20 protein-coding genes are annotated in these 26,676 nt (G+C 65.9%); 10 read left to right on the top strand and 10 right to left on the bottom strand.

The genetic code is table 11. The features are described 5' to 3' along the window. Positions 1 to 5 precede the first annotated feature (5 nt). A complete protein-coding gene (gene rarD, locus HU735_RS04955) occupies positions 6 to 893 on the top strand; it encodes an EamA family transporter RarD (protein ID WP_186712650.1) in 888 nt (295 codons plus the stop codon). A gap of 248 nt (positions 894 to 1,141) precedes the next feature. Here rarD and HU735_RS04950 read toward each other — a convergent pair whose 3' ends face one another. Continuing rightward, complete coding sequence (locus HU735_RS04950; RefSeq protein WP_050703473.1) at positions 1,142 to 1,660, bottom strand: ACT domain-containing protein; 519 nt, start codon at positions 1,658 to 1,660, stop codon at positions 1,142 to 1,144. Between the two features lie 460 nt (positions 1,661 to 2,120). Between HU735_RS04950 and HU735_RS04945 the strand changes: the two genes are divergently transcribed. Continuing rightward, entirely contained in the window at positions 2,121 to 4,298 is a 2,178-nt protein-coding gene (locus tag HU735_RS04945; protein ID WP_186712649.1) for a malate synthase G, read from the top strand. A gap of 84 nt (positions 4,299 to 4,382) precedes the next feature. Here HU735_RS04945 and HU735_RS04940 read toward each other — a convergent pair whose 3' ends face one another. Next, positions 4,383 to 4,832 (bottom strand): response regulator, encoded by a 450-nt coding sequence (locus tag HU735_RS04940; protein WP_050703471.1) that lies wholly within the window; start codon positions 4,830 to 4,832, stop codon positions 4,383 to 4,385. 225 nt (positions 4,833 to 5,057) lie between these two features. On the opposite strand from HU735_RS04940, the gene HU735_RS04935 reads away from it, so the two are divergent. From HU735_RS04935 to HU735_RS04905, 7 genes are all read left to right on the top strand, one after another. Beyond that, a complete protein-coding gene (locus HU735_RS04935) occupies positions 5,058 to 6,995 on the top strand; it encodes a DUF294 nucleotidyltransferase-like domain-containing protein (protein ID WP_186712648.1) in 1,938 nt (645 codons plus the stop codon). Next, positions 6,992 to 7,702, top strand: a complete 711-nt coding sequence (locus HU735_RS04930; RefSeq protein ID WP_186712647.1) for an exonuclease domain-containing protein — start codon at positions 6,992 to 6,994, stop codon at positions 7,700 to 7,702. Before HU735_RS04935 ends, HU735_RS04930 begins: the two co-directional genes overlap by 4 nt. 231 nt (positions 7,703 to 7,933) lie before the next feature. Next, entirely contained in the window at positions 7,934 to 8,452 is a 519-nt protein-coding gene (locus HU735_RS04925) for an RNA polymerase sigma factor (RefSeq protein WP_186712646.1), read from the top strand. Beyond that, positions 8,449 to 9,393, top strand: coding sequence for a FecR family protein (locus tag HU735_RS04920; protein WP_186712645.1), 945 nt, complete (start codon positions 8,449 to 8,451; stop codon positions 9,391 to 9,393). The genes HU735_RS04925 and HU735_RS04920 overlap by 4 nt, the downstream gene beginning before the upstream one ends. A 169-nt stretch (positions 9,394 to 9,562) precedes the next feature. After that, on the top strand, positions 9,563 to 11,995 hold the full coding sequence (locus HU735_RS04915; protein ID WP_186712644.1) for a TonB-dependent siderophore receptor: 2,433 nt from the start codon (positions 9,563 to 9,565) through the stop codon (positions 11,993 to 11,995). 101 nt (positions 11,996 to 12,096) lie between these two features. After that, positions 12,097 to 13,209 carry a PepSY-associated TM helix domain-containing protein gene (locus tag HU735_RS04910; protein WP_186712643.1) on the top strand — a complete coding sequence of 371 codons (1,113 nt, stop codon included), beginning with the start codon at positions 12,097 to 12,099 and terminating at the stop codon, positions 13,207 to 13,209. Further along, on the top strand, positions 13,206 to 13,382 hold the full coding sequence (locus tag HU735_RS04905) for a hypothetical protein (RefSeq protein ID WP_186712642.1): 177 nt from the start codon (positions 13,206 to 13,208) through the stop codon (positions 13,380 to 13,382). Before HU735_RS04910 ends, HU735_RS04905 begins: the two co-directional genes overlap by 4 nt. A 132-nt stretch (positions 13,383 to 13,514) precedes the next feature. Here the strand turns inward: HU735_RS04905 and HU735_RS04900 are convergent, their stop codons facing one another. From HU735_RS04900 to glnE, 8 genes are all read right to left on the bottom strand, one after another. Continuing rightward, the gene (locus HU735_RS04900; protein ID WP_186712641.1) at positions 13,515 to 14,957 is read right to left on the bottom strand and encodes a lipopolysaccharide kinase InaA family protein; all 1,443 of its coding nucleotides are present in this window, start codon (positions 14,955 to 14,957) and stop codon (positions 13,515 to 13,517) included. Then, on the bottom strand, positions 14,957 to 15,709 hold the full coding sequence (locus tag HU735_RS04895; protein ID WP_186712640.1) for a lipopolysaccharide kinase InaA family protein: 753 nt from the start codon (positions 15,707 to 15,709) through the stop codon (positions 14,957 to 14,959). The genes HU735_RS04900 and HU735_RS04895 overlap by 1 nt, the downstream gene beginning before the upstream one ends. Further along, the gene (locus tag HU735_RS04890; RefSeq protein ID WP_186712639.1) at positions 15,706 to 16,440 is read right to left on the bottom strand and encodes a lipopolysaccharide kinase InaA family protein; all 735 of its coding nucleotides are present in this window, start codon (positions 16,438 to 16,440) and stop codon (positions 15,706 to 15,708) included. The genes HU735_RS04895 and HU735_RS04890 overlap by 4 nt, the downstream gene beginning before the upstream one ends. Then, on the bottom strand, positions 16,440 to 17,246 hold the full coding sequence (gene rfaP, locus HU735_RS04885) for a lipopolysaccharide core heptose(I) kinase RfaP (RefSeq protein ID WP_186712638.1): 807 nt from the start codon (positions 17,244 to 17,246) through the stop codon (positions 16,440 to 16,442). The genes HU735_RS04890 and rfaP overlap by 1 nt, the downstream gene beginning before the upstream one ends. Then, positions 17,243 to 18,367 carry a glycosyltransferase family 4 protein gene (locus HU735_RS04880; protein ID WP_050703460.1) on the bottom strand — a complete coding sequence of 375 codons (1,125 nt, stop codon included), beginning with the start codon at positions 18,365 to 18,367 and terminating at the stop codon, positions 17,243 to 17,245. Before HU735_RS04880 ends, rfaP begins: the two co-directional genes overlap by 4 nt. After that, the gene (waaC, locus tag HU735_RS04875; RefSeq protein WP_186712637.1) at positions 18,367 to 19,425 is read right to left on the bottom strand and encodes a lipopolysaccharide heptosyltransferase I; all 1,059 of its coding nucleotides are present in this window, start codon (positions 19,423 to 19,425) and stop codon (positions 18,367 to 18,369) included. The genes HU735_RS04880 and waaC overlap by 1 nt, the downstream gene beginning before the upstream one ends. After that, positions 19,426 to 20,475: a lipopolysaccharide heptosyltransferase II gene (gene waaF, locus HU735_RS04870; protein WP_186712636.1), complete on the bottom strand. Its 1,050-nt coding sequence runs from the start codon at positions 20,473 to 20,475 to the stop codon at positions 19,426 to 19,428. It abuts the gene before it with no gap. A gap of 225 nt (positions 20,476 to 20,700) precedes the next feature. Continuing rightward, on the bottom strand, positions 20,701 to 23,634 hold the full coding sequence (gene glnE, locus HU735_RS04865; RefSeq protein ID WP_186712635.1) for a bifunctional [glutamate--ammonia ligase]-adenylyl-L-tyrosine phosphorylase/[glutamate--ammonia-ligase] adenylyltransferase: 2,934 nt from the start codon (positions 23,632 to 23,634) through the stop codon (positions 20,701 to 20,703). 383 nt (positions 23,635 to 24,017) lie between these two features. Here glnE and aceE point away from each other — a divergent pair, with 383 nt between their 5' ends. Further along, positions 24,018 to 26,663: a pyruvate dehydrogenase (acetyl-transferring), homodimeric type gene (gene aceE, locus HU735_RS04860; protein WP_186712634.1), complete on the top strand. Its 2,646-nt coding sequence runs from the start codon at positions 24,018 to 24,020 to the stop codon at positions 26,661 to 26,663. The last annotated feature ends 13 nt before the right edge of the window (positions 26,664 to 26,676 follow it).

The following is a 26,676-nucleotide window of genomic DNA, read 5'->3' as shown; positions in this document are numbered from 1 at the left end:
TCTGCATGCACGCCGCCAACCCGCGCCGCGGGTACCTCCTGGGCCTCGGCGCCTACATCATCTGGGGCCTGTTCCCCCTGTACTTCAAAGCGATCCAGAGCGTTCCGGCGGTGGAGATCATCGTCCACCGCGTGCTCTGGTCGGCGCTGTTCGGCTCGCTCCTGCTGCTGGTGTGGAAACACCCCGGCTGGTGGCGCGAACTGCGCGACAACCCGCAGCGCCTGGCGATCCTCGCGCTCAGCGGCGCGCTGATCGCCGGCAACTGGCTGACCTACGTGTGGGCTGTGAACAACGGGCGCATGCTCGAGGCCAGCCTGGGCTACTACATCAACCCGCTGATCAACGTGCTGCTGGGCATGCTGCTGCTCGGCGAGCGCCTGCGCCGCCTGCAATGGCTGGCGGTGGCCCTCGCGGCCCTGGGCGTAGCGCAGCAGGTGTGGCAGGTCGGCAGCCTGCCCTGGGTGTCGCTGGCGCTGGCGCTGTCGTTCGGCTTCTATGGCTTGATCCGCAAGCAGGCACCAGTGGCGGCGCTGCCGGGACTGGTGGTCGAGACCTGGATGCTGGTGCCGCTGGCCATCGGCTGGTTGCTGCTGCACCCGGCCGCCAGCAGCGCCAGCCCTGAGTTCTTCATCAGCAGCGAAGCGCTGTGGCTGATCGCCGCCGGCCCGGTGACCCTGGTGCCGCTGGTGTGCTTCAACGCCGCTGCACGCCACCTGCCCTATACCACGCTGGGCTTCCTGCAGTACCTGGCACCGACACTGGTGCTGCTGCAGGCAGTGTTGCTGTTCGACGAACACCTGTCGTCGAGCACCTTGGTGGCGTTCGCCTTCATCTGGGCGGGGCTGGCTGTCTACAGCGTCGATGCCTGGCTGAGTTTGCGCAAGCGCACCTGATCAAAAAATGATCATATTGCTGCAAGCCACGGGGGACGTGGCCTGCAGCAAGCGCTCCAAAGGTTATCCACACCCTCGTCCCCGACGTTTGTGCACAAGCTACTGAATAGTGGACGTTTTTTGCTCAAATCTCGCCAGGCCTTGCTGTTACTGGCCTCCAGCGTAGCGCCCCCAGCTTATCCACAGGGGCTTCCCCGTAAAATCGGGATAACCACCTGAGGGCCGCTTCGCGCCCCGGCGGTCTCGAATCACTCTTCCGGCCGCAGCCGCAACTCCACCATCAGATCATCCGCCAGGCTCTCCAGTCGCGCCTGCAGATCGTCCAGCGACAAGGTCAACGGCAACGCCAGCAACGCATCGGCATGGAACAACGGCTCGCTGCTCATCGGCGCCGGCCGCACCTCGGTACTCAGGCGCTCGACGTTCACCCCTTGCTCGGCCAGCAAACGGGTGATATCACGGACGATACCCGGCCGGTCGTTGCCCACCAGCTCCATGGCGATCGGTTTCCAGGTGCAGGACGGCTCGATCCCGCTTTCGGCAATGAGCACACGGATGCCGTGGTCTCCCAGTTTCTGCAGCGACTCGACCAGCTCGGCGTAGTTCTCCGCCGGCACCGCCACTCGCAGGATCCCGGCGAACTGCCCGGCCATGCGCGACATGCGGCTTTCCAGCCAGTTGCCATTGTGATCGGCGATGCACTGGGCGATACGCTCGACCTGCCCGGCCTTGTCCGGGGCGATCACGGTGAGTACGAGATGGTCCACGGGCCACTCCTTCATTCGTCTGCGAAGGCCGCCCCAGGCGACCGGAATACGGGGATCGAATCAGTATAGGCAAGGCGCGGCAACCTGCCGCAGGACAGTCACGGCAATCAATCGTGTACTGTTTCAAGATTTATCTGGAACAATCCACCTGTTTTTTGCGAACATGTCGTCTCCCAGCGTGACCCCATGCGACCAACCGGTCGCAGAGCGACGCTTTTAGTCTGATGTTCACCTGCCTGCTGCTTCATGTAGTATGCGTCGACGCGGACTACAAAACGTCGTTTCGATGTCTGCCAAGGCGCCTGTGAAAATACGCCAACAGCCCGCCGGCCCGTCTGGCGAGCCGCACCCAGCCGCCCCCGGAGCACGCGGGCATGCACTGGTGCCGTGTTTAGAGAAGCGCTACAGGCTTAATACAGAAGAGCGAAAGCGAAATAGCTGAGCAGAGGTGAGGCAAGCAATGACTGGATACGTTCAAGTCGGTGGCCTTCAGGTCGCCAAGGTCCTGTTCGACTTCGTCAACAACGAAGCCATTCCGGGGACCGGCATCAACGCCGAGCAGTTCTGGGCCGGTGCCGAGAAGATCATCAACGACCTCGCTCCCAAGAACAAAGCCCTGCTCGCCAAGCGCGACGAGCTGCAAGCGAAGATCGACGCCTGGCACCAGGCACGCAAGGGCCAGGCCCACGACGCCGCGGCGTACAAGGCGTTCCTCGGGGAAATCGGCTACCTGCTGCCGCAGGCCGAGGACTTCCAGGCCACCACCCAGAACGTCGATGAAGAAATCGCCGTCATGGCCGGCCCGCAGCTGGTGGTGCCGGTGATGAACGCCCGCTTCGCCCTGAACGCCGCCAACGCTCGCTGGGGTTCGCTGTACGACGCCCTCTACGGCACCGATGTCATCAGCGATGAGGGCGGCGCCGAGAAAGGCCAGGGTTACAACAAGCTGCGCGGCGACAAGGTCATCGCCTTCGCCCGCGCCTTCCTCGACGAAGCCGCGCCACTGGCCGCCGGCTCCCACGTCGACTCCACCGGCTACCGCATCGAAGGCGGCAAGCTCGTTGTCGCCCTCAAGGGCGGCAGCAACAGCGGCCTGCGCGACGACGCCCAGCTGATCGGCTTCCATGGCGACGCCAAGGCGCCGACCGCCGTGCTGCTCAAGCACAACGGCCTGCACTTCGAGATCCAGGTCGATGCCAGCACCCCGGTCGGCAGCACCGACGCTGCGGGCGTGAAGGACATCCTGATGGAATCGGCGCTGACCACCATCATGGACTGCGAAGACTCGGTCGCCGCCGTCGACGCCGACGACAAGGTGATCGTCTACCGCAACTGGCTGGGCCTGATGAAAGGCGACCTGGCCGAGAGCGTCAGCAAGGGCGGCAAGACCTTCACCCGCACCATGAACCCGGACCGCGAGTACGCCGCGCCCAACGGTGGCAGCGTCACCCTGCACGGTCGCTCGCTGCTGTTCGTGCGCAACGTCGGTCACCTGATGACCAACCCGGCGATCCTCGACGCCCAGGGCAACGAGATCCCCGAGGGCATCCAGGACGGCCTGTTCACCAACCTGATCGCCCTGCACAACCTCAACGGCAACACCAGCCGCAAGAACACCCGCAGCGGCAGTGTGTACATCGTCAAGCCAAAGATGCACGGCCCGGAGGAAGTGGCCTTCGCCGCCGAGATCTTCAGCCGCGTCGAAGACCTGCTGGGTATGAAGCGCAACACCGTCAAGGTCGGCATCATGGACGAGGAGCGCCGCACCACGGTCAACCTCAAGTCCTGCATCAAGGCGGCCGCCGAGCGCGTGGTATTCATCAACACCGGCTTCCTCGACCGCACCGGTGACGAGATCCACACCTCCATGGAAGCCGGCGCCGTGGTGCGCAAGGGCGCCATGAAGAACGAGAAATGGATCGGCGCCTACGAGAACAACAACGTCGACGTGGGCCTTGCCACCGGCCTGCAGGGCCGCGCGCAGATCGGCAAGGGCATGTGGGCCATGCCCGACCTGATGGCCGCCATGCTCGAGCAGAAGATCGCCCACCCGCTGGCCGGCGCCAACACCGCCTGGGTACCGTCACCGACCGCCGCCACCCTGCATGCCCTGCACTACCACAAGGTCGATGTGCAGGCGCGTCAGCGCGAGCTGGCTTCGCGCACTCCGGCCTCGGTCGATGACATCCTGACCATCCCGCTGGCCGCCGACACCAACTGGTCGGCCGACGAGATCCGCAACGAGCTGGACAACAATGCCCAGGGCATTCTCGGCTACGTGGTGCGTTGGATCGACCAGGGCGTGGGTTGCTCGAAGGTGCCGGACATCAACGATGTCGGCCTGATGGAAGACCGCGCCACCCTGCGCATCTCGGCCCAGTTGCTGGCCAACTGGCTGCGCCATGGCGTGGTCACCCAGGAGCAGGTGCTGGAAAGCCTCAAGCGCATGGCCGCGGTGGTCGACAAGCAGAACGCCGGTGACGCCCTGTACCGCCCGATGGCGCCGAACTTCGATGACAACATCGCGTTCCAGGCCGCCGTGGAGCTGGTAGTCGAAGGCGCCAAGCAGCCGAACGGCTACACCGAGCCGGTGCTGCACCGTCGTCGTCGCGAGTTCAAGGCCCGCAACGGGCTGTAAGCCGCCAGCAACGCATCGCGGGGCAAGCCCGCTCCCACGCCAGATGCCAACCGGCGTGGGAGCGGGCTTGCCCCGCGATCGTTTTCAGCCCTGATCCATTCTCAACTCACGTCGCACCAGCTCCAGAAGCTTCCCCAGGTCCACCGGCTTGAGCAGGAAATCCACAACCCCCAGGTGCATCACGTCCACCGCCTCTTTCACATCGGTGTCGCCCGACACCACGATGATCGACAGCGCCGCCCGCTCCGACTCACGAACCTGGCGGATCAGTTCCAGGCCATCCTTGGGCTCCATGCGCAGGTCGGTGATCATCAGGGCGATACGCGGCTCATAGTGCAGCTTCAACATCGCCTCCTGCGCACCGTCGGCCGTCATGCAGGCGATGCCCCGGCTCTTCAGGTACAGGCTTAGCGCTTCGCTGTTCACCGGGTTGTCGTCCACCACCAGTACCACGGGTTTGGGCGCGACGGGTGCACTCACCACGGCCAACGCCTCTCGCTCGGCGTCGCTCAGGATGTCGTCATGCTCTGCCATGGTCGTCTCGTCAAAAAAACCCCGTTATTCAAGTTCAGACCGCAAAGCCCCCGCATGCAAACTGCCTTTCGTCGGCTATTTGACACCCGGGACAAGCAGCGAAACGTCCGTCGCGCCTTATAGACTTACGTCCAATGGGCACCGCAGAGCCGTCGTCCGACCATGGAGCCCTAGAACAACAAGGTCTGCGCTACATATGCAGACATACTTATCGCGGTCGGTTCCATGAGCAAAAAGGACGCCTACAGCCAGGCGGGCAGAACAGCAGTGCTGCAAAACATCCAGGGTACCCTGCAGTTCCTGCAGCGTTTCCCGCCGTTCAACCAGATGGAACACAACCACCTGGCCTACCTGGTGGAGCAGTGCCAGCTGCGTTTCCACGCGGCCGGCGAAAGCATCATCAAGCCTGCCGACGGCCCGGTCGAGCACTTCTACATCGTCAAGCAGGGCCGCGTGGTCGGCGAGCGCCACCATGTCACCAAGCCGGGCACCGAGACCACTTTCGAGATCGCCAGCGGCGAATGCTTCCCGCTGGCGGCATTGCTCGGCGAGCGGGCCACCCGCACCGAGCACCTGGCCGGCGAGGACACCTTCTGCCTGCAACTGGACAAGGCCGCGTTCATCCGCGTGTTCTCCATGTCCGAGGTGTTCCGCGACTTCGCCCTGCGCGGGGTCAGCAGCCTGCTCGACCAGGTCAACCAGCAGGTGCGCCAGCGCGCCGTGGAAACCCTGGGCACCCAGTACTCGCTGAACACCCCGCTGGGCGAACTGGCGCTGCGCCATCCGGTGGTGTGCGCGCCGGACACGCCGCTGCGCGAGGCGGTGGGACTGATGCACGAGCAGCAGGTCGGCAGCATCATCATCGTCGATGGCCAACGCCATCCCCTCGGCATCTTCACCCTGCGTGACCTGCGCCAGGTGGTGGCCGACGCCAGTGCCGAGCTGACCGCGCCGATCGAACGCTACATGACCGCCCGGCCGTTCCACCTCAGCCCCCAGGCTAGCGCCTTCGATGCCGCCATGGCCATGACCGAGCGGCACATCGCCCACGTCTGCCTGGTGGACAACCAGCGCCTGTGCGGGGTGATCTCCGAACGCGACCTGTTCTCCCTGCAGCGCGTCGACCTGGTGCACCTGGCCCGCACCATCCGCCATGCGCCACGCCTGGACAGCCTGGTGTCGCTGCGCGGCGAGATCGGCCAGCTGGTCGAGCGCATGCTCGCCCACGGCGCGTCCTCGACCCAGATCACCCAGATCATCACCCTGCTCAATGACCATACCGTGTGCCGGGTGATCGAGCTGGCCATCGCCGAACGCGGCGACCCGGGCGTGCCATTCAGCTGGCTGTGCTTCGGCAGCGAAGGCCGTCGCGAGCAGACGCTGCACACCGACCAGGACAACGGCATCCTCTTCGAGGCCCGCGACGCCGCCGAGGCCGAGGCCATCCGTGCCCGGCTGCTGCCGCTGGCCCAACAGGTCAACCACAACCTGGCCCAGTGCGGCTTCACCCTGTGCAAGGGCAATGTGATGGCCGGCAACCCCGAGCTGTGCCTGTCGCGCAGCGAATGGGCACGACGCTTTGCCGGCTTCGTGCGCGAGGCAAGCCCCGAGAACCTGCTGGGTTCGAGCATCTACTTCGACCTGCGCGTGGTCTGGGGCGACGAGCAAGGCTGCGAACAGCTGCGCCAGGGCCTGCTGGAGCAGGTCGCCGACAACCGTATCTTCCAGCGCATGCTGGCCGACAACGCCCTGCGCCAACGGCCACCGGTCGGGCGCCTGCGCGAGTTCGTGCTGACCCGCCAGGGGGACGACAAGGCCGCCACTCTCGACCTCAAGGTGCAGGGCCTGACCCCGTTCGTCGATGGCGCCAGGCTGCTGGCCCTGGCCCATGGCATCAGCGCCTGCAACACCTTGGAGCGCCTGCGCCAGCTGATCGCCAAGGGCATCATCGACCCGCTCGACGGCGCCGCCTATGAAGAGGCCTATCACTTCATCCAGCAGACCCGCATGCAGCAACACCAGCGCCAGACCCGCGAGAACCAGCCCTACTCCAACCGGCTCGACCCGGACAGCCTCAACCACCTGGACCGGCGCATCCTGCGCGAGTCCCTGCGCCAGGCCCAGCGTCTGCAAAGCAGCCTGGCGCTGCGGTACCAGCTGTGAACCTGTTCGCCTGGTGGCGCCCCGCCGCCCCCGAACTCGACGCCCCGCTGCGTCGGCGTCTGGCCATGCTGCCAGGGCCGGCGCCACTGGGCGTGTGCTCGTTGCGTGAACAGCGCTGGGTGGTGCTGGACCTGGAAACCAGCGGCCTGAACCCCAATCGCGACCAGGTGCTGTCGATCGGCGCGGTGGCCATCGAGGACGGCGCCATCGCCCTGGGTCGCCCGTTCGAACGCACCCTGCACCGGCCCACGCAGAAGACCAACGCCAGCGTGCTGATCCATGGCCTGGGCCCCAGCGCCCTGGCCGCCGGCAGCGACCCGGCCGAGGCGCTGCTCGACCTGATGGACTTCATCGGCGACAGCCCGGTGCTGGCGTTCCACGCCCCGTTCGACCAGCGCATGCTGGCCCGGGCGCTGAAGGACAGCCTGGGCCTGCGCCTGCAGCATCCGTTCCTCGACGTCGCGGAACTGGCGCCGATGCTCAACCCCGACACCGTGTTGCGCGAAGCCGGGCTGGACGACTGGATCGCCCGCTTCGGCCTCGAAGTCCAGGCCCGCCACCATGCCAGCGCCGATGCCCAGGTGACTGCGGAGCTGGCGTTGATCCTGTTCAGCCAGGCCCGGCGCCAGCAACTGGACAGCCCGTTGCAGCTGGAGCAGCGAGTGCGCCAGTGGCGGCGGCGCAAGGCGCACCATCACGGCCTTTGACCTTTATCGCGGGGCAAGTCGGGTCGCCGCATCGCCGCTCCCACGCCGAACGCACCTGGTCATGCTCACGCGCGATCCTTGTGGGAGCGGGCTTGCCCCGCGATGAGGCCCTCGAAATCATCCCTGCCATGCTGGCAATCCGATAAGCGTCAATTGCGCCACCACCCCCGCCTCTGCCACAATCGCGAATAATTATCGTTAGTTAACGCATTCTTCCCCGGGGATCGCTTCTTGACGCCTGCGCACAGTCCACATGCCGAGCTGGTCGGAGCGCTGTATCGCGACCATCGCACCTGGCTGCTGGCCTGGTTGCAGCGCAGCACCGCCTGCCGTCAGCGCGCCGAAGACCTGAGCCAGGACACCTTCGTGCGCCTGCTCGGCCGCGAGCGCCTGGACGCCCCCCGCGAACCCCGCGCGTTCCTGGTCGCCGTGGCCAAGGGCCTGTTGTTCGACCACTTCCGCCGCGCCGCCCTCGAGCAGGCCTACCTCGCGGAACTGGCCCTGCTGCCCGAGGCCGAACACCCGTCGCCCGAGCAGCAGCACCTGATCCTCGAGGACCTCAAGGCCATCGACCGCCTGCTGGGCAAGCTTTCGAGCAAGGCCCGCGCGGCCTTCCTGTACAACCGCCTGGACGGCCTGGGCCACGCCGAAATCGCCGAGCGCCTCGGAGTGTCGGTGTCACGCGTGCGCCAGTACCTCGCCCAGGGCCTGCGCCAGTGCTATGTCGCCCTTTACGGAGAGCCGACATGAACCACGCCCCGGTCTCCAGCCAGGTGCTGGAGGCGGCCATTGCCTGGAAGCTGTGCCTGGACGAAGGTAGCGGTACCCCGGACGAACGCAACGAATTCATGCGCTGGCACGCCGCCCACGAAGAGCACGCCCGCGCCTGGCTGCAACTGGGCATGCTCGACCAGCGCGTCAACGCCGCCGCCGGCCCGGTGCGCCACACCCTGCTGCAATCACGCGCCGGGCTGCGCTATCGCCTTGGCGGCCTGGCCGGCATGCTGCTGCTCGGCGGGCTGCTCGCCTGGGCCGCAGCGCCGACCCTGTCGCCGACCTACTGGCTGGCCGACCAGCGCACCGGCACCGGCGAACTACGCACCCTGCGCCTGGAAGACGGCACCTTGCTGAGCCTGAACAGCCAGAGCGCGGTGGATATCGACTTCCGCGGCGAGCAGCGGCTGATCGTGCTGCATCGTGGCGAGATCTCGGTTGAGACCGGCCACAAGGACAGCCGTCCGCTGCTGGTGCGCACCGAGGATGGCCGCCTGCGCCCGCTGGGCACGCGCTTCCTGGTCAAGCGCGAGGAAGCCGGCACGCGCCTGGAGGTGCTGCAAGCCTCGGTGGCCGCCAAGCCGCAGAACAGTGGCGACGAGCAGGTGCTGCGCGAAGGTCAGCAGGTGCTGATGAGCGCCGACGGCCTGGGCCGGGTCGGCTCCGTGGCCGTCGGCAGCGATGCCTGGACCCGCGGCATGCTGGTGGTGGACAACGTGCGCCTGGCCGATCTAGTGGCCGCGCTAGGGCAGTACCGCAGCGGCCATCTCGGGGTAAGCGACGAGGTCGCCGACCTGCGCGTGAGCGGCAGCTTCCCGCTGACCGACACCGACCTGGCCCTGGCCTCGCTGCAGCCGGCGCTGCCGGTGAAGATCGAGCGGCATACGCCGTGGTGGGTGACAGTCTCCGCCAGATAGGCGTCGCGTGCCGCCTTTCGCGGGTTTACCCGCGAAGAAGCCAAGGCGATTCAGCGCTGACCGCCGCTCGTGCCAACCCCGTCAGATTTTTTTTCAAAAGACCCCTGTCACTTTCCCAATCTCGCTCGGCAAGGAAGCAGTCAGCACTATTTCGTCGAGGAGCCGCTGCATGTCCCGTGCCGTTGATGCTTTGCTTCGCCCCAGCCTGATGGCCCTGGCCATCGGCCTGGCCGCCCCGTTGGTCAGCACCACCCTGTTCGCCGCCGAACAGGCGGCCCCGCGTGCCTACAACCTGCCCAGCGCGCCGCTGGCCAGCACCCTGAACCAGATCGCCAGCCAGGCCGGGATCGCCCTGGCGCTGGATCCGGCACTGGTCAGCGGGCGCAACTCGACGCCGGTCAGTGGTCAGTACGATGCGGTCGGCGCCCTGCAGGCCGCCCTGCGCGGCACCGGCCTGCAGCTGCAGCAGAGCAGCGCCGGCAGCTACAGTCTGGTGGCGGTGAGCGAAGGCACCCTGGCGCTGCCGGAAACCAACATCAATGCCAACAGCAGCTACGAAAGTGCCTGGGGCCCGGTCGAAGGCTACACCGCCAAGCGCACCGCCGCCGGCACCAAGACCGACACCGCGCTGGTCGAGGTCCCACGCTCCATTTCCGTCGCCACCCGCCAGCAGATGAGCGACCGCGGCGTGCAAAGCCTGGACGACGCGGTGAAGTACATGCCGGGCATCGTCTCGGCCAGTTTCGGCAGCGACACCCGCTATGACTGGATGCGCGTGCGCGGCTTCGAGCCAACCCAGTTCCTCGACGGCCTGCCCCTGCCCCGCGGCGTGTATGCCAACCCGAAAGCCGAAACCTGGAACCTCGACCGCCTTGCGCTGCTACGTGGCCCAGCCTCGTCGGTGTATGGCCAGACCCCGCCCGGCGGTCTGCTGGACATGGTCAGCCGCCGCCCCCAGGCCGAGAGCAGCCACGAGATCCAGCTGCAGTACGGCAGCGACAACCACCGCCAGATCAACTTCGCCAGCACCGGCAAGCTCGATGAGCAGGGCCAGTTCCTCTATGGCGTCAGCGGCGTGGTTCGCGACAGCGGCACGCAGATCGACCATATCGATAACAAGCGCTACAACATCGCCCCGAGCCTGACCTGGAACATCGACGAAGATACCTCGCTGACCTTCCTCAGCCAGTTCACCCGCGACGACACCGGTGCCACCAGCCAGTTCTATCCGATCCAAGGCACCAAGATCGACATGCCGTTCGGCAAGGTCTCCCGCCACAAGAACCTGGGTGACCCGGATTACGACTACTACGACCGCACCTATTACGCGCTGGGTTATGCCTTTGAACATCGTTTCAACGATGTCTGGCAGTTCCGCCAGAACCTGCGTTACACCAAGTCGGAGCTGTCGTTCCAGACCATTACGGTCAGCAGCTACAACAAAGACTACCTCCCGGTCACCGATGACGGCATTGCCAACCGCATGTCCACCAACACCGAGGAAAATATCGGCCAGTTCGCGGTCGACAACAACTTCCAGGCCGACTTCGCCACCGGTGCCGTCAGCCATACCGTGTTGATTGGCCTGGATCACCAGCGCACCAATCACGACTACCTGGCGATCTATGGCTTCGATGTGCCGCCGATCGACGTCAGAAACCCGGCTTATGGCCTGCCGATTACCCGCCCCGCGCGCTCCTCGGCCTATTACGATTACAACCAGAAGACGGTGCAGACCGGCCTCTATATCCAGGACCAGATGGCACTCGACAACTGGCGCCTGACCCTGGGCGGGCGACAGGACTGGGTCCACACCGGCACCAAGTTCTTCAACAAGGGTGATGCCACCAACACCCAGCGCGACAGCAAGTTCAGTGGCAACGCGGCGATCAGCTACGTCTTCGACTCCGGCCTGGTGCCCTACCTGTCCTATGCAGAATCCTTCCAGCCGGCCAGCAGCGCGGACGCGGACCCGGAAAAGACGTTCAAGCCGACCGAAGGCGAGCAATGGGAGCTGGGCATCAAGTACCAGCCACCGGGCTCCAACACCCTGCTCTCTGCCGCGGTGTACGACCTGACCCAGAAGAACGTCCAGGTCACCAACAACATCGGTGGCACGCCGGTCACCAGCCAGACCGGTGAAGTGAAAGTCCATGGCCTGGAGCTTGAGGCTGTCTCCGACGTCACCGACAACCTGAAGGTGATCGCCGCCTATACCCTGGCCAAGTCCGAAGTCCAGAAAGGGCCGTACAAAGGCAACCGCCTGCAACAGATGCCCAACCAGCAGGCCTCCCTGTGGACCGACTACACCTGGCATACCGGTGTGCTTGACGGCTTCGGCATTGGCCTGGGCGCACGTTACACCGGCAACCGCTACGGTGACGAAGCCAATACCTGGCTCGGCAAGAGCAAGGCCTACACTGTGTTCGACGCCGCCGTGCACTACGACCTGGGCCGCCTGGACAACAGCCTCAAGGGCGCCTCGGTGGCGATCAACGCCAGCAACCTGCTGAACAAGGACTACCTCTCGACCTGCGACGGCTACTACTGCTACTACGGCGACCAGCGCAGCGTCGTCGCCAGCGCCACCTACAAGTGGTAAACACCCATCGCGGGGCAAGCCCGCTCCCACGCCGAGACAGAACGGCGTGGGAGCGGCGGTGCGCCGACGCGACTTGCCCCGCGATGGCGTAAGGAGCCGTGATGAAAAGCCAAACCATCCGCCGCTGGTCAGCGATCCACACCTGGAGCAGCCTCGTCTGCACGCTGTTCCTGTTGCTGCTGGCCCTCACCGGCCTGCCGCTGATCTTCCACCACGAGCTGGAGCACCTGCTCGGCGACGCGCCGCAGCTGCGCGAGATGCCCGCCGACACCCCGCACCTGGACCTGCAGCAGCTGGTGCTCAAGGCCGAACAGCACCGCCCCGGCGAGGTGATGCAGTACTTCGGCTATGAAGACGACGAGCCCAACGGCGTGGTGGCGATCATGGCCGCCACCGCCGGCACCCACCCCGACGACTCGCACACCTTCATGCTCGATGCGCGCACCGGCGAGGCCGTGGCCATGCCGGCGGCCAACGGCGGCTTCATGATGCTGATGCTGCGCCTGCACGTGGACATGTTCGCCGGGTTGCCCGGCAAGCTGCTGTTGGCGTTCATGGGGGTGCTGTTCATTGTCGCCATCGTCTCCGGCACCGTGCTCTACGCGCCGTTCATGCGCCGCCTGGACTTCGCCACGGTCCGCCACGACAAGTCGCGGCGCTTGCGCTGGCTGGACCTGCACAACCTGATCGGCGTGGTCACCCTGACCTGGGCCCTGGTGGTCGGCGTCACCGGGGTGATCAGCGCCCTGTCCGACCTGGTGATCGCCGCCTGGCGCAACGACAGCCTGGCGGCGATGGTCGCGCCCTACCGTGACGCCCCGCCGCTCACCGAGCGCGCCCCGGCCACGCAGTTGCTGAAGATCGCCGAACAGGCCGCGCCCGGCATGCGCCCGGACTTCATCGCCTTCCCCGGCACGCGCTTCTCCAGCGAGCACCACTACGCGGTGTTCATGAATGGCGCCACGAACCTGACCTCGCACCTGTTCACGCCGATCCTGATCGACGCGCGCACCCTGGAGGTGACCGCCGTTGGCGAGCGCCCGTGGTACATGGACGCCATGGGCCTGTCGCAACCCCTGCACTTCGGCGACTACGGCGGCCGGCCGATGCAGATCCTCTGGGCCGTGCTCGATGTGCTGACCATCATCGTGCTGGGCAGCGGCCTGTACCTGTGGTGGGGCAAGCAACGCAAACCACGGGAGGGGCGGGCATGAGCCACAAGTCGCAAAGCACCCGCAGGATCTTCGCCTGGCCGGCGTTGATCGCCGTGCTCAGTGCGGCCGGGCTGTTTGCCGCACTGCTCGGGGATGGGATATGGGATGTGCTGGCCTGGGTAGGGTTGGGCCTATCAGCAGGGCTGGGCCTGAGTGGGTTCTGGCGGCGGTAGGCCGCCCTCATGGAAAAAAACGTAACTAGCAGATTTAACTAGCCCGCTCCCACGCAGGTGATGATCAGATCTCTGTTCCCTGCGCGTCAGCACAGCCTGAAAGGTTGGGCTACCGCGCAGTTAGTTGGTCATTCAATCTGCCAACCGAGGCAACACCTGGTCCAATCGCTGGTGCAACGCACTGCCGCTTGGCCAGTTGCGCAGCAGCCGCGCCCGGTCTCGGGCGAAGGCCGGGGCGAAGCTGAGCTGGGTGGCATGCTGGCACATGGCGTCGAGGTCGATCAGCGACCACTGGCCGTCCTGCCAGAACAGGTTGTGGCCCTTGAAGTCGCCATGACTGATACGCTCGCGGATCAGCTGCTGCATCACCCGCACCAAGGCCTCAACCTGCTCGTCGGGCGCCTCGCCGCTCTCCACGTAGGGCGCGAAGCACTCGATCAGGTCTGGCCCGTCGGCGTACTCGGTCACCAGGTAGGCCGTGCTGCGCAGCCCCATCACCCGCTGCTCCAGCACCGCCAGGGGCCGAGGCGTGGCGATGTCGAGAAACTCCAGGCGGTGGCCCTCGATCCACGAATGCCAGGCCCGGCTCGGGCGCCAGAAGCGCTTGAACCAGTGGGCGGTGTTCTTGATGTTGTAGCGCTTGAGCACCAACTTGCGCCCGGCCACCTCGATACGCGCCACGCTGGCCGCGCCACCGGTCTTGTACAGGTGCCCCTGGTCGATCAGCGCATCGGCCTGCTCCAGCACCGGGCGCATCGCTTCGACCTCGTTGCGGCGGATGGCCCGCAGCCCGGACAGGCTCCGCTCGACGCTGAACAACGTGCATTCGCGACCGGCCTTGTCCAGGTAGTCCTTCAGGCGCCAGGCGCGCACCTTGTCCACCTGCTTGTGCAGCGCTTCCAGCGGCAGCGCGTGCTCGGCGTTGGCCAGCACGTAGTGCACCAGCGCCTCCTCGATGAACGGTTCCAGGCGCTTGGGCAACTGGGCGAAGAACACCCCGAGGTTTTCCAGCACGCGCTGGCGCGACAGCTGCTGACCAGGGCTCTCGGCCTTGATGCCGGCACCGTCGATCAGGTACAGCTGGCCATCCTGGCGCAGCAGGTTGTCCAGGTGCAGGTCTTCCTGCCACAGGCCCTTGGCGTGCATCTGCGCCACGGCGGTGAGGGCCTCGCCCAGCACCAGGTGCTGCTCGTCGGCCAGCATCGGCAGCTGCTCCACCCGGGCCCAGGCATCGCCCAGGCTTTCGGCATGGTCGAGGTATTCGAACAACAGCCAGCCGCCCTCGCCTTCCTTCAGGCCATCGGCCAGCAGGCGTGGAGTGGTCAGGCCTTGCTCGGCCATCAGCAGGGCGCCATCGCGCTCACGCTGGAAGTGCCGGGCGGCATTGCCACCGACCAGCAACTTGGCCAGCACCTTGGTGCCACGCCAGATACCCGCGCCGACATAACGCTGGCCCGGCAGCACGCGCAACAGGCTGAGCAGCTGCAGGTCGGCGCTGCCCGCGGCGTCGGCGAGGGTGACGGTCAGCGGCAGGCTCGGGCTGCGCCCGGCCTCCTTCAGTTCGGACAGGCGCATCAGCGGGCCTCTTTGTGGCGACGGCGTTGGGTCAGGCGTTGCAGCCAGGTGGATACCAGGGCGCTGTCCGCCGGCTGCTCCAGGTAAGCCGCCAGCAGCACGCGCACGTCCGCTTCGTCCCAGGCCCGGGCGCGGCGCAGCAGCGGTTCCAGGTCCTTCACCCGGTCACGCATGCCGAACAGCAGCGGACGGGTCTTTTCCAGGTCGATCAGCTGGGCCTGCCAGCCCTCGCGGCGCTCGCGCAGGAAGATGTGCTTGGGGTAGAAGCAGCCGTGCATCTGCCCGGCGCCGTGCAGGGTACGGGCCAGCCGTCCACAGGCCTGGAGGATCGCCTGGCGCTGCGGCGCATCAATCTGCGGCCAGCGGCCGAGCAGTTGCTCGAGGTCGGTCCACTCGTCCAGCGCCCGGGTCATGAGGATCGCCCTGTGCTCGCCACCTTGCTTGCGCTCGCCATAGAACACCGCCTGCAGGGCGGGGATGTCGAGCTTCTGGTAGCGGCTGATGTTGCGAAACTCGCGGGCGAAGGTCGGCTCGCCGAAGGGCCGCTGCAGGCTGCGGGTGAAGTAGTCGCTCTGGCGCTTGAGGTAGAACCCCTTGCCCTCGAGCTCCAGGCGGAACACGCTGCTCCAGCCGCCACGGCCGGTATTGGGTTCGTCCACGGCGTCCAACTGCAGGGTCCACAGCGCCTCGAAGTCGCTCAGCCCGTGGCGTTGCAGCAGCGCCTGGTCGGCACTGGCCAGGTAATCGGTCATTCCCTTCCCTCGAAAAAGCCCAGCACCTGGCGAATGCGCTTCTTGTCACGGGCGTTCAGACGCGCGTGTCCGCGGTACTGCAGGTAGAAGCGCAGGCGCTGGGTCGCCGACAGGTGGTACTTGGCCACCTTGTCCAGGCACGCCAGGTCCTTGATCAGCCTGTGGCGCAGCATGAAGCCGCGCCAGAAGTCGCCGGTCGGGCAATCGATGAAGAATAGCGTGCCCTGGTCGTCGACCAGCAGGTTGCGCCACTTAAGGTCGTTGTGGGCGAAATGGTGATCGTGCATTACCCGGGTGTGGCGTGCCAGCTGGCGGCTGACGTGATCGACCCAGGCGCTGTCGCGCAGGCGCGGATCATTGCGTTCGGCCAGCGCCGAGAGGTCTTCGGTACGCGGCAACTCGCGGGTGATCATCGCCCCGCGGCCGAAGGCCAGGCCCTGGCGCTCGAGCCCCCAGGCGACCACATCGGCGGTGGGGATGCCCCACTTGGCGAACTGCTTGAGGTTCTGCCACTCGGCCTTGACCCGCGGCCGGCCCAGGTAGCGGCGCATGTGCTTGCCGGCGCCGGTGTAGCGTTTGACGTAGTAGTTGACGCCATCGCGCTCGATGCGGATGACCTCGCTCAGCGGGTCGCGGGTCAGGCGCTCGCCCTGAATGGCGAACACCGCGTCGATACTGCCGAAATCGGCCGCCAGGTGCGCATACTCGGGCGCCAGGTTCCAGCTCGCCATCAGAGTGCGTCCCCGTAACGTTGCTTGCGGTCGTAGAGTTTCTGCGCCTTGCGCTCCAGCCAGGCGAGCAGCGCGGCTTCGTCCTTGAGCACCTGGCGCAACGGACGCTGGAAGTAGCCGCGCAGGAAGCGCAGCTTGTCGCGGCGGGTCAGGCCGATGTCCAGCGCCGAGAAGTACAGGGCGGCCAGGTCCTTGTCGCGCCAGCGACGGGTGATCTTCGCCCGGGTCTGGGCGCGGTGCAGGTCGATCACCGACAGTTTGAAGTCTTCCGGCGTCACCGGGCGGTCGGTGTGCAGCAGGAAGTGGCAGATGTAGCAGTCGCGGTGGTTGACTCCGGCGCGATGCATGCCACCGGTCATCTTCGCCACTTCGGCGATCAGCGCGCGCTTCAGGCGCGGCGCTGGCGGCTGCTTGACCCAGTCGATGCTGAAGTCTTCCAGGCTGACGGTGGGCGCCAGTTCCTTGGTAACGATGAACGAGTGCTGGGTGGCCGGGTTGCCGCCACGCTCGCCGTAGGCCACCGCGGTCATGGTCGGCACACCGGCTTCATGCAGGCGCTGGATGGCCCGCCATTCCTGGCCGGCGCCGAGCACCGGCAGCTTGGCGCTGAACAGGTTCTTGAAGATCTCGCCCCAGCCGATGCCGCGGTGGATCTTGACGAAGAAGCCCGCGCCATCGACCTCGGTGCGCAGGGTGCGGCGGCCTTCCAGCTCGCGGTACACCTCGCCCTGCAGGGCCTCGACGGCCTCGAAGGGGTCGCGCCCGGCCCACAGGCGCTTGAACGGTTCGGCCAATATCAGCTTCATGCGGTCTCCTGACCGAGGATCACGTCGGCGGCATGCTGCGGCATGCTGTACAGGTCGGCGGTCTCGGCGAAGGCCACACCGTTGTCCGACCAGGCCGCACGGGCCCCGGCGTCTTCGAGCATGCGTTGCAGGTAGCGGTTCAACTGCTCCTGCTCGAACGGCTCGTCCAGCACCAGGCCGCTGTCGGCCTCGGCGATGTAGTGGGCATAGCCGCAGACCTTCGACACCAGCACCGGCAACCCGGCGACCAGCGCCTCGAGCAGCACGGTGCCGGTGTTCTCGTTGTAGGCCGGGTGGATCAGCAGGTCGGCACCGAGCAGGAAACGCGGAATGTCGCTGCGCCCCTTGAGGAACTGCACCTGCTCGCCCAGGCCAAGCGCCGTGCTCTGCACCTGGAACAGCTTGGGGTCGTCCTGGCCGATGACCATCAGCCTGGTACGCTTGCGCAGGGCCGACGGCAACGCCGCCAGGGCCTTGAGGCTGCGGTCCACGCCCTTGGTCTTGAAGCCCGAGCCGATCTGCACCAGCAGCAGTTCGTCGTCGGCCACGCCGAACTCCTGACGGAAATCAGCGCGGATGGCCGCGGCGTCGGCCGGGCGGCGGCGGTCCTGGGAAATGCCCGGCGGCAGCAGGTGAAAGCGCGCCTCAGGCGTGCCGTAGTGCTTGATGAACAGCGGCTGCTGCACCTCGGAGATCATCAGGATCTCGGTGCGCGCGTCCCTGGCGAACACCGCCCGCTCGTATTCGGCGAAATGGCGGTAGCGACCCCAGCGGCGGTACAGGCCGCCGCGCAGGGTCTGGGCCTTGTCCTCGAAACAGCCGTCGGCGGCGTAGTAGACGTCCAGGCCGGGCATCTTGTTGAAGCCGATCAGGCGATCGACCGGACGCTTGGCCAGGTCGGCTTCCATCCAGGCGCTGAGCTTCTCGTTGCGGCGGTGGTTGAACAGCGCCTTGACCGGCGCCACCAGCACCTCGAAGCCCGGCGGAATATCACCTTCCCAGATCAGCGTGTACACGCGGATCTGGTGACCCCGTTTCTGGCACTCGAGGGCGATGCGCATGAAATCGCGCTGCAGCCCGCCAAAGGGGAAATACTTGTAGAGCACAAAAGCCAGTTGCATCAACGAACATCCTCAGCCAGCAGCAGCGCGCTCAAGCGGCCCGCCACATGCTCGGGATTCAGGCGAGTGAAGCACAGCGGCCACTCGCGTTTGAGATCGAACCGGCGCAGGTCCTCGGCGCTCGGTTTGTAGGTGCACTTCTTCTGCAGGCACGGGGCGCAGGGGAAGTCGCTCGCCTGGTGGATCTGGGCGCGTCCGTAGGCGCCAGTCAGACCAGGGTTGGTCGGGCCGAACAGCGAGATGGTCGGCACATCCAGGGCAGCGGCCAGGTGGCCGAGGCCGGTGTCCACCGCCACGCAGGCCTTGGCCGCCGCGAGCACGCGGGCGACGCCGGCCAGGTTCAACTTGGGGAGCACCTGGCAGTTGTTCAAGCCCAGGGCGATGCGCTCGGCACGGGCCTTCTCCGCCGGGTTGCCCCAAGGCAACATCACCTGCAGCTTGCGTCGGCCCATGCGCTCGGCCAGCTCGCGCCAGTAGGCCTCCGGCCAGTGCTTGGTGGCCCAGGTGGTACCGTGCAGGAACACCACGTAGGGCGCGGCAGGCGGCAGTTGCAGGCGGTTGAGGTCCAGGCCGTAGTCGCCCAGCCCCTCCGGCAGGTCGTAGGCCAGGGCCAGGGCGAACAGCTGGCGCACGCGCTCCACGGCGTGCTGGCCGACGGCGACCGACAGGCGCCGGTCGTAGAAGCGGCTGGCCCAGCCCTCGCGGGCCGAGTAACGGTCCAGGCCGGCCACCGGCGCTTTCACGTAGCGCGTCAGCCAAGCCGACTTGACCAGGCCCTGGGCGTCGATCACCAGGTCGTACTTGTGCTCGCACAGGCGTTGCTTGAAGGCTTTCCACTCACCGCTCTTGAGCGTCTGCCAGATGTTCTTGCGCCAGCGGCGGATCGCCACCGGGATCACCCGGTCGACCGCCGGATGCCAGCTGGGAATCTCGGCAAAACCTTCTTCCACCACCCAGTCGAAACGGATACCAGGGATGGCGTGGGCGGCGTCGGTGAGCGCCGGCAGGGTGTGGATGACATCGCCCAGCGACGATGTCTTGATGATCAGTACCCGCACTCAGTCGACCTCGGCCACGGTATCGATCAGGTTCGGCCCGCCCAGGCCCTGCAGCGCGGCAATGACCTTGGCCGGTTCCAGCAGGCGTAGGCAGTTGTAGTGGCCGAAGCGGCAGGTGCGCTCGAAGCAGGGGCTGCACTCGATACCGGTGCGCACCACTTCCACCTGGTCGGCCAGCGGCGGGGTGAAGCCCGGCGAGGTCGAGCCGTACACCGCCACCAGCGGGCGGTTGAGAGCGGCGGCCACGTGCATCAGGCCGGAGTCGTTGGACACCACCGCATCGGCGCAGGACATCAGGTCGATGGCCTCGGCCAGCGAGGTTTCACCCGCCAGGTTGCAGGATTCCTCGCGCAGCCCGGGGATCAGCCGGTCGCGGATCTGCTCGCCCACCGGGTGGTCGTTCTTCGAGCCGAACAGCCACACCTGCCAGCCCTGGCGGATCATCGCGTCGGCCACCTCGGCGTAGTGCTCGGCCGGCCAGCGCTTGGCCTCGCCGAACTCGGCGCCCGGGCACAGCGCCAGCACCGGACGGTCCAGCGCCAGGCCGAACTTGGCCAGAGCCGCTTCGCGGCTGGCGGCTTCGATCTGCAGGCTCGGGCGCGGGTAAGGCTTGGGCAGCTCGGCATCCGCTGCGTAGGCAAGAGCCATGAAGCGCTCGATCATCAGCGGATAGCGGGCCTTGTCCAGCTTGCGCACGTCGTTGAGCAGCAGGTAGCGCATCTCGCCGCGCCAGCCGGTACGCTTGGGGATACCGGCGAAATACGGCACCAGCGCCGACTTGAGCGAGTTGGGCAGCAGGATCGCCTGGTCGTACTGGCCGGCCAGCGACTTGCCGATGCGCCGGCGCGTGGCCAGCTCCAGCGCGCCGTGGCCGAGCGGGAAGCTCAAGGCCTGGCGCACCTCGGGCATGCGCTCGAGGATCGGCCGGCTCCACTCGGGGGCCAGGACGTCGATCACGCAGTCGGGGTGCTGCTGTTTGAGGCACTGGAACAGGGTCTGCGCCATCACCATGTCGCCGACCCAGCTGGGGCCAATGATCAGTATTCTCATGCTTTATCCAGAAACATTCGGGGAGGCTGCAGGCTGCGCTACAACCTGGCCTCCCCTCTTTATATTCAGGCTATGTGGCGGACAGTGTACCACCGGTGGTGAGGCATGAACCTTTGGGGCTGCTTTGCAGCCCTTTCGCGACACAAGGCCGCTCCTACAGGGAACGCAATCCCTTGTAGGAGCGGCCTTGTGCCGCGAAAGAGCCGCACAGCGGCCCCAACAATTTCAAGTCAGACCCAGTTCACTCCAGATCCGCCTTACCTCACGACGCTCATCGACAAACTGCGCCGCATCGATCACCCCGGCCTGCTTCTGCAAGGCCTGGCGGTGCGACGCCGAGCGGAACGCCTTGTACACCTCGCGCAGCAGCACGGCGTCGGCGGCGGGCATCAGCCCGGCCTGTTCCAGCTCTTCGAGGATGCGGATGTTATCGGTCCAGCGCAGTATGGCCGGATGGTCGTGGGACCAGGCCAAAGCGGCGTATTGCACCATAAATTCGATATCCACGATACCGCCGGCATCCTGCTTGATATCGAACGGCTGGCCGGCCTCGAAAGCGTTGCCCGCAGTGCCGGCGGCAGTGGCCTTGGTGCCCAGGTTGTCGCGCATCTTGGCGCGCATTTCGCTGACTTCGACGCGCAGCTTGTCGAGGTCGCGGGGCTGGCCGAGAACCTGCGCCCGCACCGCTTCGAACGCCGTCGCCACCTGCTTGCAACCCACCAATACGCGGGCCCGCACCAGGGCCTGGTGCTCCCAGGTCCAGGCCTCGTTCTGCTGGTAGCGCTCGAAGGCGCCCAGCGAGCTGACCAGCAGCCCCGAGGCGCCGGAGGGGCGCAGGCGCATGTCCACGTCGTAAAGCTGGCCGGAGTTGGTCTGGGTGGTCAGCAGGTGGATGATGCGCTGGCCCAGGCGGGTGTAGAACTGCGCGCTGTCGATGGGTTTGGCGCCGTCGGTTTCGGCATTCGGGTCGCCATCGTGGATGAACACCAGGTCCAGGTCCGAACCGTGACCCAGCTCCAGGCCGCCGACCTTGCCGTAGCCGACGATGATGAAGCCCGGGTCGCACAGGCTGCCGTCGCTGCGCTTAGGCTGGCCATGGCGCGCCACGGTCTGGCGCCAGGCCAGGGCCAGCACCTGGTCGAGAATCGCCTCGGCCAGCCAGGTCAGGTAGTCGCTGACCTTCATCAAGGGCAGGTTGCCGCTGATCTCCGAGGCGGCCACGCGCAGGTTGTGGGCCAGCTTGAAGTGGCGCAGGGCCTCCATCTGCTGTTCCAGGTCGTCCTCGGGGATGCGCGTCAGGCGCTCGCGCAGCTCGGCGGCCAGCTCCGGCGCCAGCGGCGGGCTGAACAACCGGCCCTCGTTGAGCAGTTCGTCGAGCAGCAGCGGGTAGCGGGCCATCTGCTCGGCGATCCATGGGCTGGCGGCGCACAAGGTCAGCAGGCGGCGCAGGGCGCCGGGGTTCTCGGTGAGCAGCACCAGGTAGGCCGAGCGCCGCGCCACGGCCTCGACCAATGGCAGCACCCGCTCCAGCACCAGGTCGGGGTTGTCGTGCTCGACCGCCTGGGCCAGCAGCCGCGGAATGAAGGCGTCCAGGCGCTCGCGACCGATGCGCTGCATCGAGCGCAGGGTCGGGCTGGCGCGCAGCGCGGCCAGGCGGCGCAGGGCCTCGGCCGGCTGCCGGAAGCCGGCTTCGTCCAACTGGCGGGAGGCGGCGTCTTCATCCTGGGCTTGCTCCCACAGGGGTGACCACTCGCCGCCGACCACCAGCTCGCCCTCGGCTTCATCTTCATCCGGGTCGGCGATGACCTGACGAAAGTGCCAGTCGATGCGCCCACGCCAGTGCACCAATTGCCCGTGGAAGCTGTCCCAGTCGGCGAAGCCGAGCATGTAGGCGATGCGCTCACGATCGGTCGGATCGTCCGGCAGCATCTGGGTCTGGCGATCGGCGATGGCCTGGATCGCGTGCTCGGTGTAGCGCAGGAATTCATAGCCGTCGCGCAGCTCGGCGACCACGGCCGGCGGCAGGTAGCCCTGCCCTTCCAGGGTGGTCAGCACCTTGAGCAACGGCCGCTGCTGCAGGCTCAGGTCACGCCCGCCGTGGATCAGCTGGAACGCCTGGGCGATGAACTCCACCTCGCGAATGCCGCCGGCACCGAGCTTGATGTTGTCGGCCATGCCCTTGCGCCGCACTTCCTGCTGGATCAGCTGCTTCATGGTGCGCAGCGCCTCGATGGCGGAGAAGTCCAGGTAGCGCCGGTAGACGAACGGCCGCAGCATCTCCTGCAACTGCGCGCCGGCCACCTGGTCGCCAGCGACCACCCGCGCCTTGATCATGGCGTAGCGCTCCCAGTCGCGCCCCTGGTCCTGGTAGTACTGCTCCAGGGCATTGAAGCTGAGCACCAGTGCGCCGGCCGAGCCATAGGGGCGCAGGCGCATGTCGACGCGGAACACGAAGCCGTCGACGGTGACCGGGTCGAGCGCCTTGATCAGGCGCTGGCCCAGGCGGGTGAAGAACTCCTGGTTATCCAGCGAGCGCTTGACCCCTTCGGTTTCGCCGCCCTCGGGGAAGGCGAAGATCAGGTCGATGTCGGACGACAGGTTCAGTTCCACCGCGCCCAGCTTGCCCATGCCCAGCACCACCAGGTGCTGGGGCTGGCCGCTGCGGTTGCCGATGGGCGTGCCGAACTGCTGGCAGTGGCGCGGGTACAGCCATTGATAGGCTTCGTCGATGCTGGCGTCGGCCAGGTCGGACAGGTCGCGGCAGGTTTCGGGCAACGAAGCCTGGCGGGTAATGTCGCGCCAGATGATGCGCAACTGCTGGCGGTTGCGCTCGCGGCGCAGATTGCGCGCCAGCTCGTCCTCATTCTGGGCAGCCTGGGCCACGGCGTTGATCTGCGCGCGCAGCTGGCCAGGCGCGAACGCCTGGTCCATCACGCCGCTGGTCAGCAGCTCGAACAGCATCGCCGGCTCACGCTGGGCCTGGGCCAGGACGAAGTCGCTGGCGGCGGCGACCTGGTCGAACTGGTTTCGGTGCTCGGCACTCAGGCTGTCCAGATCCAGGTCAGGATGACCTGCCAGGGCATCGCGCAGGAATTGCTGGTTGCGAGCGACCAGCGGTTGGAGGGCGGCAGGCAGATCGAGCGGCAAAGGCAGGCGCATGGTCTATCCTTGATCGGCGTGAAAGAGAGCGGTTGCAGAGGTCAAACGGGGGTTGGACCACGGTTGGACTGTCGTACAAAAGTTGGAAATAGCTGAAATAATCAAAAATTTGGCAAAACCCATCAAGATTCACCTGCTAGCGACACACCACCAACCAACATGAACGTTTTTCCCCACAACCCGGGATGCGACCAAACGTCGCATTTGTGTAGTTTTACTACTACTCATGACCTGCCAAAGCATGAAATGAGAAAGCATTTGTAGTAAAACTACACCGCGCCGGATGACTGTCCGGTAATCCAAGAATTCACGACGTCTGCCCATAAGGCCAGTCGCAAACTCAGGCCATCGATTCTGGTGGCCTTTCCGCCCTGGAGCAAGCCATGCAAGACCTCGATCCAATCGAAACCCAGGAATGGCTGGATGCCCTGGAGTCGGTCCTCGACAAAGAAGGCGAAGACCGCGCTCATTACCTGATGACCCGTATGGGCGAGCTGGCCACCCGTAGTGGCTCGCAGCTGCCGTATGCCATCACCACGCCGTACCGCAACACCATCCCTGTCACCCACGAAGCACGCATGCCTGGCGACCTGTTCATGGAACGCCGCATCCGCTCGATGGTGCGTTGGAACGCCCTGGCCATGGTCATGCGCACCAACCTGAAAGACTCGGACCTGGGCGGACACATCTCCAGCTTCGCCTCCAGCGCCACCCTGTACGACATCGGCTTCAACTACTTCTTCCAGGCCCCGACCGACGAACACGGCGGCGACCTGATCTTCTTCCAGGGCCACGCTTCGCCAGGCGTCTACGCCCGCGCCTTCATGGAAGGCCGCATCAACGAAGAGCAGATGAACAACTTCCGTCAGGAAGTGGACGGCAAGGGCCTGTCTTCGTACCCGCACCCCTGGCTGATGCCTGACTTCTGGCAGTTCCCGACCGTATCGATGGGTCTGGGCCCGATCCAGGCGATCTACCAGGCTCGCTTCATGAAGTACCTGGAAGCGCGCGGCTTCATCCCGGCCGGCAAGCAGAAGGTCTGGTGCTTCATGGGCGACGGCGAGTGCGACGAGCCGGAATCCCTGGGCGCGATCGCCCTGGCTGGCCGCGAGAAGCTGGACAACCTGATCTTCGTCATCAACTGCAACCTGCAGCGCCTCGACGGCCCGGTTCGCGGCAACGGCAAGATCATCCAGGAACTCGAAGGCGTGTTCCGCGGCGGTGGCTGGAACGTCAACAAGGTCGTCTGGGGCCGCTTCTGGGACCCACTGCTGGCCAAGGACACCAACGGTGCCCTGCAGCGCCGCATGGACGAGGTCATCGACGGCGAGTACCAGAACTACAAAGCCAAAGACGGCGCGTACGTTCGCGAAAACTTCTTCAACACCCCAGAGCTCAAGGCCATGGTCGAAGACCTGTCCGACGACGAGATCTGGAAGCTCAACCGTGGCGGCCACGACCCGTACAAGGTCTACGCGGCCTACCACCAGGCTGTGAACCACAAAGAGCAGCCGACCGTCATCCTGGCCAAGACCATCAAGGGTTACGGTACCGGTGCCGGCGAAGCCAAGAACACCGCGCACAACACCAAGAAGGTCGACGTCGACAGCCTGCGTCACTTCCGTGACCGCTTCGACATCCCGGTCAAGGATGCGGATCTGGAGAACCTGCCGTTCTTCAAGCCCGAAGAAGGCTCCGCCGAAGCCAAGTACCTGGCCGAGCGCCGCGCCGCCCTGGGCGGTTTCGTGCCACAGCGCCGCGCCAAGAGCTTCAGCGTGCCGACCCCGCCACTGGAAACGCTGAAAGCGATCCTGGACGGCTCGGGCGACCGCGAAATCTCCACCACCATGGCCTTCGTGCGTATTCTGGCGCAGCTGGTCAAGGACAAGGACATCGGCCAGCGCATCGTCCCGATCATCCCGGACGAAGCCCGTACCTTCGGTATGGAAGGCATGTTCCGCCAGCTGGGCATCTACTCGTCGGTCGGCCAGCTCTACGAGCCAGTCGATAAAGACCAGGTGATGTTCTACCGCGAAGACAAGAAGGGCCAGATCCTCGAGGAAGGCATCAACGAAGCCGGCGCCATGTCGTCGTTCATCGCTGCCGGTACCTCGTACAGCTGCCACAACCAGCCGATGCTGCCGTTCTACATCTTCTATTCGATGTTCGGCTTCCAGCGTATTGGCGACCTGGCCTGGGCCGCTGGCGACAGCCGCACCCGTGGCTTCCTGATCGGCGGTACCGCCGGCCGTACCACCCTCAACGGTGAAGGCCTGCAGCACGAAGACGGTCACAGCCACATGATGGCGGGCACCATCCCGAACTGCCGCACCTACGATCCGACCTACGGCTACGAGCTGGCGGTGATCATCCAGGACGGCATGAAGAAGATGACCGAAGAGCAACAGGACATCTTCTACTACATTACCGTGATGAACGAGTCGTACCAGCAGCCAGCCATGCCGGCCGGTGTCGAGGACGGCATCATCAAGGGCATGTACCTGCTGGAAGAAGACACCCGCGAAGCCGCGCACCACGTACAGCTGATGGGCTCCGGCACCATCCTGCGCGAAGTCCGCGAGGCCGCGAAGATCCTGCGTGAAGAGTTCAACGTCGGTGCCGACGTGTGGAGCGTCACCAGCTTCAACGAACTGCGTCGCGACGGCCTGGCCGTGGAACGCGCCAACCGCCTCAAGCCTGGCCAGAAGCCTCAGAAGACCTACGTCGAAGAGTGCCTGGCCGGTCGCAAGGGCCCGGTCATCGCCTCCACCGACTACATGAAGCTGTTCGCCGAGCAGATTCGCCAGTGGGTGCCGAGCAAAGAGTTCAAGGTCCTGGGTACCGACGGTTACGGTCGCAGCGACAGCCGCAAGAAGCTGCGTCACTTCTTCGAAGTCGACCGCCACTTCGTGGTGCTGGCTGCCCTGGAAGCCCTGGCTGACCGTGGCGAGATCGAACCCAAGGTTGTGGCTGACGCCATCGTCAAGTTCGGTATCGATCCGGACAAGCGCAACCCACTGGACTGCTGAGGAGTATTTTTAA

Origin of the sequence: Pseudomonas sp. BW16M2 (assembly GCF_014268865.1) — a bacterium.
Lineage (GTDB): Bacteria > Pseudomonadota > Gammaproteobacteria > Pseudomonadales > Pseudomonadaceae > Aquipseudomonas > Aquipseudomonas peradeniyensis.
Note: the sequence above shows the minus strand (reverse complement) of the source record. Positions and strands in the feature narration are given on the sequence as shown.

What these genes read in the sequence shown, in the direction of transcription:
- rarD (WP_186712650.1), top strand. Translation starts at nt 6, where the DNA reads ATGCACGCCGCCAACCCGCGCCGCGGGTACCTCCTGGGCCTCGGCGCC.
- HU735_RS04945 (WP_186712649.1), top strand. Translation starts at nt 2,121, where the DNA reads ATGACTGGATACGTTCAAGTCGGTGGCCTTCAGGTCGCCAAGGTCCTG.
- HU735_RS04940 (WP_050703471.1), bottom strand. Translation starts at nt 4,832, where the DNA reads ATGGCAGAGCATGACGACATCCTGAGCGACGCCGAGCGAGAGGCGTTG.
- HU735_RS04935 (WP_186712648.1), top strand. Translation starts at nt 5,058, where the DNA reads ATGAGCAAAAAGGACGCCTACAGCCAGGCGGGCAGAACAGCAGTGCTG.
- HU735_RS04920 (WP_186712645.1), top strand. Translation starts at nt 8,449, where the DNA reads ATGAACCACGCCCCGGTCTCCAGCCAGGTGCTGGAGGCGGCCATTGCC.
- HU735_RS04915 (WP_186712644.1), top strand. Translation starts at nt 9,563, where the DNA reads ATGTCCCGTGCCGTTGATGCTTTGCTTCGCCCCAGCCTGATGGCCCTG.
- HU735_RS04910 (WP_186712643.1), top strand. Translation starts at nt 12,097, where the DNA reads ATGAAAAGCCAAACCATCCGCCGCTGGTCAGCGATCCACACCTGGAGC.
- HU735_RS04905 (WP_186712642.1), top strand. Translation starts at nt 13,206, where the DNA reads ATGAGCCACAAGTCGCAAAGCACCCGCAGGATCTTCGCCTGGCCGGCG.
- HU735_RS04900 (WP_186712641.1), bottom strand. Translation starts at nt 14,957, where the DNA reads ATGCGCCTGTCCGAACTGAAGGAGGCCGGGCGCAGCCCGAGCCTGCCG.
- HU735_RS04895 (WP_186712640.1), bottom strand. Translation starts at nt 15,709, where the DNA reads ATGACCGATTACCTGGCCAGTGCCGACCAGGCGCTGCTGCAACGCCAC.
- HU735_RS04890 (WP_186712639.1), bottom strand. Translation starts at nt 16,440, where the DNA reads ATGGCGAGCTGGAACCTGGCGCCCGAGTATGCGCACCTGGCGGCCGAT.
- rfaP (WP_186712638.1), bottom strand. Translation starts at nt 17,246, where the DNA reads ATGAAGCTGATATTGGCCGAACCGTTCAAGCGCCTGTGGGCCGGGCGC.
- HU735_RS04880 (WP_050703460.1), bottom strand. Translation starts at nt 18,367, where the DNA reads ATGCAACTGGCTTTTGTGCTCTACAAGTATTTCCCCTTTGGCGGGCTG.
- waaF (WP_186712636.1), bottom strand. Translation starts at nt 20,475, where the DNA reads ATGAGAATACTGATCATTGGCCCCAGCTGGGTCGGCGACATGGTGATG.
- glnE (WP_186712635.1), bottom strand. Translation starts at nt 23,634, where the DNA reads ATGCGCCTGCCTTTGCCGCTCGATCTGCCTGCCGCCCTCCAACCGCTG.
- aceE (WP_186712634.1), top strand. Translation starts at nt 24,018, where the DNA reads ATGCAAGACCTCGATCCAATCGAAACCCAGGAATGGCTGGATGCCCTG.